The 13,571-nt window shown below is 62.4% G+C and carries 11 protein-coding genes and 1 tRNA gene; 4 read left to right on the top strand and 8 right to left on the bottom strand.

What is annotated here, in order from left to right; genetic code table 11:
• The first annotated feature begins 99 nt into the window (after nt 1–99).
• Nucleotides 100–714 (top strand): FMN-dependent NADH-azoreductase, encoded by a 615-nt coding sequence (locus tag J5J09_RS09585; RefSeq protein WP_208549558.1) that lies wholly within the window; start codon nt 100–102, stop codon nt 712–714.
• Between the two features lie 11 nt (nt 715–725).
• On the opposite strand, the gene J5J09_RS09580 is transcribed toward J5J09_RS09585, so the two are convergent.
• The 3 genes from J5J09_RS09580 to J5J09_RS09570 form a co-directional block, all read right to left on the bottom strand.
• Nucleotides 726–1,991 (bottom strand): GGDEF domain-containing protein, encoded by a 1,266-nt coding sequence (locus J5J09_RS09580; RefSeq protein ID WP_208549556.1) that lies wholly within the window; start codon nt 1,989–1,991, stop codon nt 726–728.
• A 92-nt stretch (nt 1,992–2,083) separates the two neighbouring features.
• Nucleotides 2,084–5,278, bottom strand: a complete 3,195-nt coding sequence (amt, locus tag J5J09_RS09575; protein WP_348646433.1) for an ammonium transporter — start codon at nt 5,276–5,278, stop codon at nt 2,084–2,086.
• A gap of 162 nt (nt 5,279–5,440) precedes the next feature.
• On the bottom strand, nt 5,441–5,764 hold the full coding sequence (locus J5J09_RS09570; protein WP_208549551.1) for an HlyU family transcriptional regulator: 324 nt from the start codon (nt 5,762–5,764) through the stop codon (nt 5,441–5,443).
• 104 nt (nt 5,765–5,868) lie between these two features.
• Here J5J09_RS09570 and J5J09_RS09565 point away from each other — a divergent pair, with 104 nt between their 5' ends.
• A complete protein-coding gene (locus J5J09_RS09565) occupies nt 5,869–6,867 on the top strand; it encodes a glycerophosphodiester phosphodiesterase family protein (protein WP_210387950.1) in 999 nt (332 codons plus the stop codon).
• Here J5J09_RS09565 and ilvA read toward each other — a convergent pair.
• On the bottom strand, nt 6,860–8,107 hold the full coding sequence (gene ilvA / locus J5J09_RS09560) for a threonine ammonia-lyase (RefSeq protein ID WP_208549549.1): 1,248 nt from the start codon (nt 8,105–8,107) through the stop codon (nt 6,860–6,862). The genes J5J09_RS09565 and ilvA overlap by 8 nt on opposite strands.
• A gap of 104 nt (nt 8,108–8,211) precedes the next feature.
• Between ilvA and J5J09_RS09555 the strand changes: the two genes are divergently transcribed.
• Together J5J09_RS09555 and J5J09_RS09550 are read left to right on the top strand one after the other, a co-directional pair.
• A complete protein-coding gene (locus tag J5J09_RS09555) occupies nt 8,212–9,666 on the top strand; it encodes a TrkH family potassium uptake protein (protein ID WP_208549548.1) in 1,455 nt (484 codons plus the stop codon).
• A gap of 62 nt (nt 9,667–9,728) precedes the next feature.
• Nucleotides 9,729–10,328: a hypothetical protein gene (locus tag J5J09_RS09550; RefSeq protein WP_208549547.1), complete on the top strand. Its 600-nt coding sequence runs from the start codon at nt 9,729–9,731 to the stop codon at nt 10,326–10,328.
• Nucleotides 10,329–10,350: 22 nt separating this feature from the next.
• Here J5J09_RS09550 and J5J09_RS23010 read toward each other — a convergent pair whose 3' ends face one another.
• The 4 genes from J5J09_RS23010 to J5J09_RS09530 form a co-directional block, all read right to left on the bottom strand.
• Nucleotides 10,351–11,568 carry a type II restriction endonuclease gene (locus tag J5J09_RS23010; RefSeq protein WP_208549546.1) on the bottom strand — a complete coding sequence of 406 codons (1,218 nt, stop codon included), beginning with the start codon at nt 11,566–11,568 and terminating at the stop codon, nt 10,351–10,353.
• Nucleotides 11,565–12,023 (bottom strand): very short patch repair endonuclease, encoded by a 459-nt coding sequence (locus J5J09_RS09540; RefSeq protein WP_208549543.1) that lies wholly within the window; start codon nt 12,021–12,023, stop codon nt 11,565–11,567. Before J5J09_RS09540 ends, J5J09_RS23010 begins: the two co-directional genes overlap by 4 nt.
• A complete protein-coding gene (gene dcm / locus J5J09_RS09535) occupies nt 12,016–13,272 on the bottom strand; it encodes a DNA (cytosine-5-)-methyltransferase (RefSeq protein ID WP_348646432.1) in 1,257 nt (418 codons plus the stop codon). Before dcm ends, J5J09_RS09540 begins: the two co-directional genes overlap by 8 nt.
• 142 nt (nt 13,273–13,414) lie before the next feature.
• Nucleotides 13,415–13,500: transfer RNA gene (locus tag J5J09_RS09530), tRNA-Leu, on the bottom strand.
• Between the last annotated feature and the right edge of the window lie 71 nt (nt 13,501–13,571).

Here is a 13,571-nt window from a genome sequence, read left to right as displayed (position 1 = left end):
ATATTATCCCAGTTTCATCGATGAATTGCCAGTCCTATTTCTGGAGCAGAGACGTCCTCCCAGACGATCCGCTCCATGCAATTCATCGATAGGTGTCCCATGTCCTCCATTCTTCTCGTTCGCGGCAGCACCCGCGGTGACGATTCCATCTCCAGCAAGATCGCGGTGGAACTTGCCGAAAATCTCAAGGCCGCGACCGGCGCCGCCATTGTCGAGCGCGACCTCGCGCAGAACCCGCTGCCGCATATCGGCGCGGATTTCTCCTCCGCCATCCGGCTTCCGGCCGAACAGCGCACCGCCGAGCAGAGCGAGGCGATCGCGATCTCCGACGCGGTCGTCGACGAACTGCTCGCCGCCGATACGCTGATCCTCTCCAGCGGTTTCGTGAACTTCGGCATTTCGTCGATCCTCAAGTCCTGGATCGACCATGCGGCCCGCGCCGGGCGCACCTTCCGCTATACGGAAAACGGTCCTGAAGGCCTCGTGAAGGGCAAGAAGGCCTATATCGTGCTGGCATCCGGCGGCGTCTATTCGTCCGGCCCGGCGGCCTCGCTCGACTTCGCCGAGCCCTATCTGCGTTCGGTGCTGCACTTCATCGGCATCACCGATGTGGAGACCATCCGGATCGAGGGCGTCGCCTTCGGCCCAGACGCGGCCGAGAATGCCGTCAATGGCGCGCTCGCCCGCGCCCGGGATCTTGCCCGCGCTGCCTGAGGCAGGCTTCGTCAGATGTCGCGGGACGACCGCCCCACCGCCCGGTTGCGTCCCGCGCTCTTGGCCTCGTAGAGCCGCTGGTCGGCGGTGCTCAGCAGCGCATTGAAGCTGTGGCCGTCGTCCGGTGCCGTCGCGAGGCCTATGCTGATGGTCATCGGTTCGCCCGCCTCGTTGGCGACACCGGTGGCCATTTCCTGCCTGAGCCGCTCCACAACGGCCAACGCCTCGGCATGATCCGTGCGGGTCATCAGGATCACGAATTCCTCGCCGCCATAGCGGAACAGATGGTCGTCCGGCCTGAGCGACGCCGCCAGCCGGGCGGCGATATCCTTTAGAACCGCATCGCCGCTCTGGTGGCCGAACCGGTCGTTGACGGACTTGAAGTGATCGACGTCGACAATCGCAACGCTCGCCTGGGTCCCTTCGCGCAGACCATCGCGGATGAGCCGCGGCACCTCGATCTCCATCCGCCCGCGGTCGTAGACGCCGGTCAGCGTGTCGCGACCGGTGCGAGCCAGGAGATCCTCGTAGCGCTCGCGAAAGGTCAGATCGTTGAAGACATCGCCGATCGGACGGCGCGAGAAGACCACGCCATGGTCGCGAAAGGCCGCCTGATAGAGGCCGAACAGCAGCGCATAGAAGAAGCCCGCCAGCATTTTTGCCTTCCAACCACCCCAGAACACCTCGCCGGGCGCGTCGTAAAGATAATGCAGCAGCGCATAGAATCCGATCTGGTCGAAGGTGAGGATGGCGATGCCGGCGACGGCGAAGCGCAACACCATCCAGCGGGGTGCCCAGCGGCCCAGCCGCTCGTAAAGCAGGATGATGCCGATGGAATCGATATAGAGCAGCGCCGTTCCCCAGAGCATCAGCAGTCCCATGTTGCGGAGAAACGGCATGTCAACGATCTGGTCGGGCGAGAGGATGACCGGATCGTGCAGCAGCACGATCTGCGCCACGAGCAGGGTCACGAGGTTGCCGAGGAACAGGCCGTAGATCGGCTGGCGAACAGCGGCGGCATCCTCCTTGATGTAGAGCATCAGGATCAGCATCACCTTGCCGGCGAAGAAGACCGAGGACCCCGGCGACACCACCCCGAACGGCAGTGAGACATAAAAGACGGCGGCGAGATAGGTCTCGACGAAATGCATGACACCGAGCGCCGTCAGGAACACGCCGAGGCCGATCCGGTGGCGGAAATGCAGAAGCACGGTCATCAGCGAGAAATAGACGACCGCCTCGACCAGCAGCAGCCCCAGGTTCAAAAACTCACTCATCTCGCATTCGTCCTGCCTGTTCACGCCCGGCGAATCGCCCCGGCGCCTTGAAGAGCATGCACCTTATACATGCGTATAATACAAGAGGCAGACTAGCTGCCGGACATGGCGGCTGCTGGGGGCGCAGCCGTGACAGAGGCCGATCGCAGCGCCGTTGCGACCGCCCGCTCGATCTTATGGGGCGCTTCTGCCGATGGCACGGGCCGGCCGAGCAGGAAGCCCTGCAACTCGTCGCAGCCGTGGCGGGCGAGGAAGAGCGCCTGCTCCATCGTCTCGACGCCCTCCGCCACGACCTTCATGCCGAGACCACCGCCGAGATCGATGATCGTGCGAACGATCGCTTCGGCGCTCGCCTCGATACCGAGATTGGCGACGAAGCTGCGGTCGATCTTGATCGCATCGAATGGATAGCGGTTCAGATAGCTGAGCGAGGAATAGCCTGTACCGAAATCGTCCAGCGCGATGTTGAACCCGGCGCGCTTCAGGTCCTTCAGGATCTGCAGGGCGCGGCGGTCGTCATCGATGAGCACGCTTTCGGTGATCTCCAGTTCGAAGCGGCTCGGCTGGATGCCGTAACGGTCAACTGTTTCCGTTAGGTGATGTAAAAACTCGGCGTGCCGGAACTGTATCGGGCTGACATTCAGCGACAGCCGCGTCTCAGGCGGCAAGGTAAGCACCACGCGGCAGGCCTCGGCGATCACCCATTCGCCGATGGCGATAATCTTGCCGGAGGCCTCGGCGACCGGAATGAAATCCACGGGACTGACCCAACCGCCGTCTGGGCGGCACCAGCGCAGCAAGGCCTCGTATCCGTCGATCTCGCCGCAACGGGCATCGACGCGCGGCTGAAGATGCAGCGAAAACTCGCCCTCCTCCAGCGCCCGGTCGAGGTCGCCCTCGAGCGCCCGGCGCTTTTCCACCAGTTCGGTCATGCCGGGGCGGAAGATCCGCCAGGTGTTCCGGCCGGAATTCTTGGCATGGTAAAGCGCCATGTCGGCCCGGCCGATCATGTCCTCGACGTTTCCGGCATGTTCCGGGCAGAGCGCAGCGCCGATGCTCGCGCCACAGCGGATCATGTTGCCGTTGCCGATGTCGATCGGCTCGCGAAAGGCCGTGATCAGCCGTCGCCCGAAATCGTCGAGCTGCGCCTCGAATGAGGCGTTGGCGAGGATCACCGCGAACTCGTCGCCGCCAAGCCGCGCGGCGAGATCGTGACTGCCGAGGGCGGCACAGAGCCGGACGGCACATTCGCGGATCACCGCATCCCCGGCCGGATGGCCATAGATGTCGTTGATATCCTTGAAGCGGTCGAGATCGATCAGGACGACGGCACAGCCCCAGCCGCTAGTGGCGCGGGCAACGCTTTCCTGCAGCTTCTCGGTAAACAGCGCCCGGTTGGCGAGCCCGGTCAGTGGATCGTGCTGGGCGAGATGCCGGATACGACGCTCGGCCTCTTTCCGTTCACGCAGGTCGACCAGCGCGCCGATCCGCATCTTGCGTCCCCGAAAGGTGATGTTGCGACCCCTCGCCTCCACCGGAACACGCTCTCCCGTGGCGGTGACCACCGTGATCTCGTGATTGGTTTCGCTTTCGGTCGACAACGCCCGCTCCACCATCTGGCGGTCCTGCCCCGGCAGGAAGTCGAGGATCGACGTGCCGACCAGGTCGTCGAGCGGCCTACCGAGCAGTTCGGCAAGCTTCTGGTTGCCGTCGACGATGATGCCGTTCTCGTGCATGACGATCGCCTCAAAGGTCGCGTTGGCGAGCGTCGCGACGCGCTCGGCCTCCTCGTGATCGCGGCGCAGGCTCTTGACCTCTTCGCGGCTGCGCTCTGTTTCCTGGATATTGTCCATCAACCGGTTGAAGAGCGCGGTCAGCTTCTCCGCCTCGTCACCGGCCTCCACAGGCAGGCGATGGTTGAGGTCGGCGGTGCCGTCGACGAGGCCGGACAGCGCGTCCTCGACATGGCCGACACCAAGCCGCGTGCCATGTTCGGCGACGTTGAGGCCGACATCCTCGGCGGCTTCGGACACGCGAACCGTGGAGAACCGGTTGAGAAGCCAGAAGAAGGCATAGCCGAGGCCGAAGGCCCAGTAGAAATTCAACCCGGCGCCGAAGGCCTGGATGTAGAGTTGCGACAGACGACCGCCGGCCGGCAAGAGATCGACAGGGGCAAGCAGGGCGAGACCGAGCGTGCCGACGACGCCGGCAAAGGCGTGGACGCCGATCGCGCCGACAGCATCGTCGATGCGCATTACCCGTTCGATGAAATTGATGCCCCAGATGGCGACCGCGCCACCCAGCGCGCCGATCAGCAAGGCGCCGCCGGGCGTCAGGATGTGGCAGCCCGCCGTCACCGCCACGAGGCCGCCCAGCATGCCGCTGAGCGACTTTTCCGGCAGCACGAGGCGATCCTGATAATAGCCCATGACATAGCCGACGCAGGTGCCGATACCGCCGGCAAGCACCGTGTTGAGGATGATCGGCGCGATATCGGGCGAGGCAACCGTTGTCGAGCCGCCATTGAAGCCGATCCAGCCGATGAAGAGCAAGAGACCGCCGGTGGTCGACAGCACGGGGCTGTGACCGGCCATGCGGCGCGGCCGCCCGTCCTCGCCGAAACGGCCGCGGCGGGCTCCGATCACCATGCAGGCGGCGAGCGAAATCCAACCCCCGGTCGCATGCACGACGGTCGAGCCGGCGAAATCGACAAAGCCGAGATTGCCGAGGAAGGCACCGTCATTGGCTCCCAGCGCCGCGCCCCAGACCCAGTGCACGAAGACCGGATAGATAAAGCCGGAAAGGACCAGCGATCCGAGGACATAGGTCGACAGTTTCATCCGTTCGGCGACCGCCCCCGACACGATGGTTGCCGCCGTGCCGCAGAACATCACCTGGAAGACGAAAAAACCGGCTTCCCAGGTGTCGAGTGCGCGAAGGAAGAAGAAATCCCGGTCGATCCCGACCGGTAGCCAGCCCGAGGTGCCGAAGGCCAGCATGAAGCCTATGGCGGCGAAGGCGACCACGCCGAACACAAAATCCAGGAGGTTCTTCTGCGCCACGTTGATGGAGTTCTTCGAGCGAACCATGCCCGCCTCGAGCAACAGAAAACCCACCTGCATGAGCATCACGAGGCCGGCGGCGGTCATCAGCCATGCGAGGTCGAGATTGCGGGCGGAGGCGGCGACATCCCCGGCGGCGTGGGCAGGCGCCCCCGCCAGGACAGAGAAACAAAGGCAGCCGGCCAGGGCGGTTACCCTGAAAAAAGGCCTTGAATGAAATCGCACTGCAACATCCCGGAAAAGCAATTCCGGCCAGCTAAGCGGAAATCATTTAAAATTGAGTGATCGCGAGAACTTAGCTTTCGCCTCGCGTCTCCGTTGTTCCGCGGCGCGTCTTCGGTCGGGCGGTGCGGAGTGCGTACCGATGCGGCAGTGCAGCAGGCGTCTTCAGACCGGGCGGCTTTTCTCGCCGTCGGCGAACAGCGACGCACCGTTCTGATCGATGATCTGCCGCGCCTTGCGGAAGGTGCAGTCGAACGCATCATCGGTATTCGAGAACACGTCGGCGCGGATGAACGTCCGCTGCAGAACCTCGCCGTCCACCGTCTTCTCGATGCGGCCGGCGAGCCGGTACTGGCCACCTTCCTTCATCGGGGTGGCGACGATGGTGAAGCCTTCATAGACCTGCGGCTCCGCCGAGGGACCGGCGGAGGGTGTTTCGGACTTGGAGCCGCCGAAGGCGGAAAAGATGCGCGAGAGAAACGAAGCCATATCCCCGACTACCACAGGACGCGACGCGGCTAAAGCCCGTTTCGTCTGGACACGGAAAGGCCGGATTCGCCGACAAGCGTAAGCCAACCACCGAGGGAGATTTGATGATTCGACGTATCATGCTTGTGGCGGCCATCGGCATCCTGGCGCTCTGGATCGGCAATACAAGCCTGTTCAGCAGCTTCCCCGACTATTACCAACCCCGCCTGATCGCGTATCGCGGCGTGCACCAGATCTTCGATCGCTCCGACCTCGACAACGACACCTGCACCGCCGAACGCATCTATCCGCCGACGCACGCCTACCTGGAAAACACCCTGCCCTCCATGGCAGCGGCTTTCGAGGCCGGAGCCGACGTGGTCGAACTCGACGTGCATCTGACGCCCGACGAAAAGTTCGCGGTCTTCCACGACTGGACGCTCGACTGCCGCACCGACCTTTCGGGCGTCACGGAAGAGACGCCGTTCTCCGAACTCGCGCGCGCCGACATCGGCCATGGCTATTCCGCCGACGGCGGCAAGACCTTCCCGCTCCGCGGCAAGGGTGTCGGCATGATGCCGGACCTCGGGCAGGTGTTCGCGGCTTTTCCGGACAAAAAATTCCTGATCAATTTCAAGAGCCGCCGGACGGAGGAAGGAACGGCTCTGGTCGCCATGCTGAATGCCGATACCGCCGCGCGACAGACCGTGTTCGGAGTCTACGGCGGCGACGAGCCGACCGACGCGGTGACATCGGCCATGCCGGGCGTTCCCGGCTATACAAGGACATCGGCCAAGGACTGCCTGCTCGGCTATCTGGCGCTCGGCTGGAGCGGTCACGTGCCGGACGCCTGTCGCGGCCGGCTGGTGCCGGTGCCGATCAACTTCGCACCGCTCCTCTGGGGTTGGCCGGAGCGCTTCCACGCCCGCATGGCGGCCGCAGGATCTGAGGTCATCCTGCTTGGCCCCTACGGCGCCGGCGATCCGGGCTCGGCCGGGATCGACACGCCGGAGGACTGGGCGCGGGTGCCAAAGCATTTCCCCGGCTATGTCTGGACCAACAGGATCGAGAACGCCCGCCAGTGGATGGCGGACGCGGGCCTCGGACCGGACGCCGTCAGATGATCAGGTTGGCGAGGATTTCGTTTTCGGTGATGTCCTCGTAGCCAAGGCCGGCGGCATCGAAGCGGCCGAGCAAATCGGTGAAGTTTCCCCGCTCGCGCGTCTCGATGCCGATCAGGATCGAGCCAAAATTGCGGGCGGTCTTCTTCAGGTATTCGAAGCGGGCGATATCGTCGTCGGGACCGAGCAGGTTGAGGAAGTCGCGCAGCGCGCCGGGACGCTGCGGCAGGCGCAGGATGAAGTATTTCTTCAGCCCCGCGTGGCGCATCGCCCGTTCCTTGACGTCCGGGAGACGTTCGAAGTCGAAGTTGCCACCCGAGACGACGGCGACCACCGTCTTGCCCTCCAGCCTCTCGCGGCCCATCGCCTCCAAAGCCGCGATCGACAGCGCGCCGGCCGGCTCCAGCACCACGCCTTCGACATTGAGCATCTCGGTGATCGTCACGCAGATCGCGTTTTCTGGCAGGAGCATGACCTGATCGGCAGGAAACCGCTTCAAAAGCGAGAAGTTCAGATCGCCGATCCGGGCGACCGCCGCGCCGTCGACGAAATTGTCGACCTTGGGCAGCGTCACGATCTCGCCCGCCTCCAGGCTCCGCTTCAGGCTGGGGGCGCCTGACGGCTCTGCGAAGACGAAGGTTTCCGACGGCAGCGATTCGGAGAAGTAACGCGTCATCCCCGCCGACAACCCACCGCCGCCGACGGGCATCACCACAAGATCGGGCGTGACATCATCAGGCAATTGCGCCTCGATTTCAGCCGCGACCGTCGCCTGTCCCTCGACGATGTCCTCGTGGTCGAAGGGCGGCACCATGTAGCCGCCGATCGTCTCGACATGTTCGCGGGCAGCGGCATAGCACTGGTCGAAGATGTCGCCGAACAGGCGGATGGTGATGAATTCGCCGCCGAAGGTGCGGGTCTTGTCGATCTTCTGCTGCGGCGTCGTCACCGGCATGAACACCACGCCCGGCACCCCGAAATGGCGGCAGACGAAGGCAAAGCCCTGGGCGTGATTGCCGGCCGAGGCGCAGACGAAGGTCTTGTCGGAGCCGCCGGCGGCGATCACCTTGCGGAAGAAGTTGAAGGCGCCGCGCAGCTTGTAGGAGCGCACCGGCGTCAGGTCCTCGCGCTTCAGATAGATCGAGGCGCCGTAGCGGCCGCTCAGATATTCGTTGAGTTGCAGGGGCGTCTCGGGAAACAGGCCGCGCAGGGCCCCGACCGCCTCATCGACCTTGTCGCGCATGGTCTGTCAATCCGTTGAATTTTATCTTGGCTCCCGCTATGGCATAGTCATGAGGCGGAGACCAAGCGCTTTTCCGCGGAACCTCGATCGGGACGCCCCTTCCTTTGAACGCCACGCAGCTCCGCTCCGCCATCTACATCGCCGCCCTCTGCGGCCTTTATCTCTCGACCGCCATGCTGATTCCGGCGATGGTCGATCTCTATTACGGCCACAGCGACTGGAAGGTGTTCGCGGCCTGCGCCTTCATGGTCGGGGCGCTGTCGCTGACGGCGGCCATGGCGACGCGCGGCCCGCCGCCGGTTTTCACCAAGCGCATGGGCTTCCTGCTCGTCAACGTGCTCTGGGCCACCTTCTCCGTCGTCGGCGCCATCCCGATGATGTTTTCCGGGCCGCAGCTCAGTTTCGCGCAGGCACTGTTCGAATCGGTCTCGGGTATCACGACAACCGGCTCGACCGTGCTCTCCGGCCTCGACCATATGCCGCCCGGTCTCCTGATGTGGCGCTCGCTGCTCTGCTGGCTTGGCGGTATCGGTATCGTCGCGCTCGGCCTGTTCGTCCTGCCGTTCCTCCGGGTCGGCGGCATGTCGTTCTTCAAGATGGAATCCTCCGACACCGGCGACAAGCCGTTCGCGCGGCTTGCCACCTTCACCCGCGCCTTCATCGGGGTCTATGTCGGCATCACGATTGCCTGCGCCATCGCCTATGATTTCGCCGGCATGACCCGGTTCGACGCCATCAACCATGCCTTCACGACCATCGCGACGGCCGGCTTCTCCACCCACGACGCATCGTTCGCCTATTTCCGCAGCGATGCTATCCTGTGGGTTTCGTCTTTCTTCATGACGGTCTGCAGCCTGCCGTTCTCGATCCTGATCGTGTTCATCGTGCGCGGCCGCCTCGATGCGCTGCGCGATCCGCAGATCGTCGTCTTTCTCGGCTATCTCCTGTTTTTTGCCGTCTCGGCCTCGATCTACAACCATCTCGCCAATGACGTGCCGTTCCACAGGGCGCTGACGCACGGCGTCTTCAACTTCGCCTCGATCCTCTCGACGACAGGGTTTTCCAGCGACGACTATCTCGGCTGGGGGCCGTTCGCCGTCACAGCCGCCTTCTTCGCCACCTTCGCCGGCGGCTGTTCCGGCTCGACGGCGGGCGGCATCAAGGCCTACCGCTTCGTGATCATGTTCGGCATCATCCACAACGGGCTCAAGCGGCTGATCTATCCCTCCGCCATCTATTCGGTGCGCTACGGCACGCAGACAGTCGACGTCGAGGTGCAGCGAACCGTCTTCCTGTTCTTCACCTCCTACATCTTCATCTGGTTCGTGGGCTCGATGGCGCTGTCGACCTTCGGCCACGATTTCGCGACATCGACCTCGGCGGTACTCACCGCACTGTCCAATGTCGGCCCCGGCGTCAGCGACCTGATCGGCCCGTCGGGCAATTTCGCGACGATGAACGAGGGCTCGCTCTACATCCTGTCGCTGATGATGCTGCTCGGACGCCTCGAGGTTCTCTCGGTCCTGGTACTTTTGCTGCCCACCTTCTGGCGGACGTGACGGCTCTCCCTTGACGGCCGTCGCGGTTGCCCGAACACTGCGGCCAAAGAGGAGAATCGCCCGTGCTCGCCATAAGCTTCCACCGCCTGCACCGCCTGCTGCCCACCGCTGTGCTCGGCCTCTGTCTCGGGGTGCAGACAGCGGCAGCCGGGCCGCTCATGGATGCGGCGATGCAGGCCGAAGCTCTCGCAGCCGGCGGCGACGCGCGAGCGGCGCATGCAAAAATGCAGGAAGCCTTCGGCGACTTCGCCGCCACACTTCCGCTCACCGTCAGCCTTGCCGAATTCGCCACCGACAAGCCGGCCGCCTACGGCTCCTACACGCCGCGGCCCGACACCGTCTTCAAGCCGGGCGAGCCGCTGATCACCTATCTGGAACTGATCGGCCTCACCTGGGAAACGCTGCCGGACAAGCGCTACACCTCGGCCTTCAACGTCGATCTCGAACTGATCGACTACAAGGGCGACACGCTCGCCGCCCAGAAGAAGTTCGGCAGCTTCTCCTTCACCGGCCGTTTCCGCAACCAGGAAATCTACACCCACCTCACCCTCGACGTCACAGGCGCCCCAGCCGGCGACTACAAGGTCCGCTACACCGTCAACGACACCGTCGGCAAACGCTCGACGAGCTTCGAACAGAAGTTCTCGATCGCCAAGGAGTGAAGAGAGGGATTTCAGCTTCTGGTTATTGGCGTTCCTTAACTAAGCCGATGAAATCCGAAACCGTCATCAACCAGTCGCGCTGGTTGTCACGGTAGCTTTCGTGAAGGCGCCGGGGCAGAACCAGCTGCAGGTTTGCTGAGCGCATCTGGTCTGTCTGATTGCCGGAAATCGCCGGCTCCAGAGTCAGCAGGTGTTTCTGCTTTATACGCATTGCTTCCGCAAGGACCTGCCGCCAGCGATCCTTCAGCGTCGACTTTGCACCAAGCATGGTGAGGCGATCGGAAGGAAAAGAGGGATCGTGATACTGAGCACTGCCGGGAAACAGGAAATCCGGCCGGTTGCGGCTTTCTGTCACTGCGCCCCTCGCATAGCGAATTCCATGACCGGTGAAGAGAGCCTCAAGATGGTTCTCCAGAGACTGCCCCGCCCTAGCCTTTCTGCGATTCTGGACGCTGAGGGAGAATGCCAGAAATCCGTCAATATCGGCGCCTCCTTCCGCAAGAAAGCCGCTTTGCAGCCGCTCGGATACGATACGCCTCTCAAGCCTGCGGAACATGGCCTCTTCACGCTCCTGCCAGGCAAGAAGCACCGCATCCGCATCATCATGAACAGAGACCTCCGTCAGTGACGTTCGCGCCAGTTCCGAGAATTCCCGCGTGGTCGGAAACCGCATGCCGAACCGCTCTATCAGGTCATCAAGCCTGTCAGCCTCCGGTTCCTCAGGCTCGATGCCAAGTTCGTCGAGAATATAGCGGACAGTGAAGTCCAGCTCGGCATCCACATCACGGGTTATCTCCCGCGCTGCAAATTCAAGTTCCGGCTCGCCTTCGAGGCCGAAAAGCCACTGGAGCTGGCTTTGTACGGTGGTTCCGGCCGGCGTGATTATAGCCATAGCGGTTCCGTCCCTGCGCAGCGCAAGGAAAAAGCTGTCGCCAGCCTCCATAAGGGCGGTAACCTCGTTGGCGGGGTAATACAGGCGGTACTCGGTGCGGGTAGGATGCCTGCGGCGGGCGTCGTACCAGGTGATGCTGCTCTCGGCAGTAACGCCCTCCTGTTCGCCACCGAGCCAGACGAAACGCGTTGGAATCCCTTTCCGGTCATCGTCGCCGAACAGACGGCGCAGTGACTTCGATGCGTTGAACTCGTGCTGGTTGGAGACGGATGGCGTTGTCTCGACAACGCTGAGCCGCTTAACGGCCACGCCCTCGAAATAGTCTGACAGGAACCCCTTGGAGATCACACGGCTGCTCCCCGGATATCGAGGAAAACCTGATCTGATCGCAGCCAGAGCGCAAGGCTGTCAACAATGCTTGCCAGCGGCAGACGGGTTTTGCCCTTCAGGGCGCACTCCCACACCGTGCCGACCCGCCACCCTGTGTCACGAAGCGCCTCTGTAGAGCGCCGGTCGCGTTCAACATTTCCGGCGATCTTGTCCCGCCAGAAGTCAGTCCTCGTCGAAGGTAAACGAAACAGGTGGCAATCGTGACCGTGCCAGAAGCAGCCATGAACGAACAAGACGGCGCGCAGTCTAGGGAAGACCAGATCAGGCTTGCCCGACAACCGCTTTTCGTGAAGCCGGTAACGAAAGCCGCCCGCGTGCAAGGCCCGCCGGATAAGCATTTCAGGCCTCGTATCCTTGCCCCGGATGCCGGACATCATCCTGCTGCGAACCTCGCCGGAGACAATGTCAGCCATGGGCGACCTTCGGACCTTCCACTGCATCAGACGGGAAGGTAACTACCTCGGCAGATTGTTCGGCTCCCGGCAGCCACGGACTCATGGCTTCCGCTACTGCTTCGACAACAGGTACGACGACCGCATTGCCGAACTGCTTGTACGCCTGCGTGTCCGATACCGGAATTTCCCATACGCGGTTGCCCCGCTCGAACCCCATAAGGCGCGCGCATTCCTTGGGCGTAAGGCGGCGTGGACGCTTTCCCTCGCCTTGGTATACCAGAATCTCCGAACCGTCCTTGTAATAACGGGCAGAAAGTGTGCGGGCGACGTCGTGCGGACCACAGAGACCGAAGCCGAACCCGTTACCCTTCGACTCGTGCTTCTTCTTGTAATCCTGCAGGTAGTTCCAGAGCTTGGGCGTCAGCGTATACTTGTCGTCAACCTCGGCCTGCAGCACACTTCCAAGTGTGGGCCCATCCCCCTCCGGCATCACAACATCGTCGAAGGAGAAATCCACTTGGTGGTCCCGGAACCCCGCAATAAATATCCGTTCCCTTCCCTGGGGCACCCAAGGGCGAGCGCTGATGATGCGGGTCTCGACCTTGTATCCAAGGTCGTTTTGCAGCACGTTCATGATTGTCCGGAATGTGTTACCACCGTCATGGCTGCGCAGGTTTTTCACGTTTTCCAGCAGGAAAGCCTTGGGACGATGATGCTGGATAATCTGCGCGACATCGAAGAACAGCGTTCCCTGGGTTGCGTCCATGAAACCGTGCGGGCGTCCCAGAGCGTTTTTCTTGGATACCCCGGCGATGGAGAAGGGCTGGCAGGGAAAGCCGGCCAACAGTACATCATGGGAGGGTATCCGGGACAACGCTTCCGGTGACCTTGTAAACTCGCGGATATCACCGGCAAAAACATGATCCGGGTCTGAAGGAAAGTTCTTGCGGTATGTCTCGACCGCATATTTGTCCCACTCGCTGGTAAAGACGCACTTTCCGCCGATATTCTGGAAACCTACTCGAAGGCCACCTATACCGGCGAACAGGTCGATGAAGCGGAAGCGTACTGTCTTTTCGGGAGGGCGATGACTTTCAGCCATGAGCCGTAACATATCCAGTGCGAGAGGGGTCGGGGAACATTCCCCGTTCTCGTGGCGGTAAGCGGAACGAAGGGAGACCTTTGTCACCCTTGCGGCCTCCTCAAGGGTCAGTCCGGCCTGCTCCCTCAAGCGCGCAAATTCTACCTTTCCGTCCTGAGCCGTCACGATCGCGAATCTCCGCTGTGTCATTTTTTGACATTCTGACACAGAAATTCTCGGCGAACAATGACTTTGTTCACTTTTTGTTCTTTCTTGCTGTGGATAAGAATCAGAAAGTTTCAATGCACATGACGAAGCACACCTAGCTTGGTGCGGACGACGGGGATCGAACCCGTATAGCCTAAGGCCGAGAGATTTTAAGTCTCTTGCGTCTACCAGTTTCGCCACGTCCGCGCGGCATCTGTTTCAACCAGATGCCGCGCGAGGTCAAGCCGCCTTGGGAGGGTGGCGGTACGGTATGGGGC

Source organism: Ciceribacter sp. L1K22, from assembly GCF_017599385.1.
Lineage (GTDB): Bacteria > Pseudomonadota > Alphaproteobacteria > Rhizobiales > Rhizobiaceae > Allorhizobium.
Note: the sequence above shows the minus strand (reverse complement) of the source record. Positions and strands in the feature narration are given on the sequence as shown.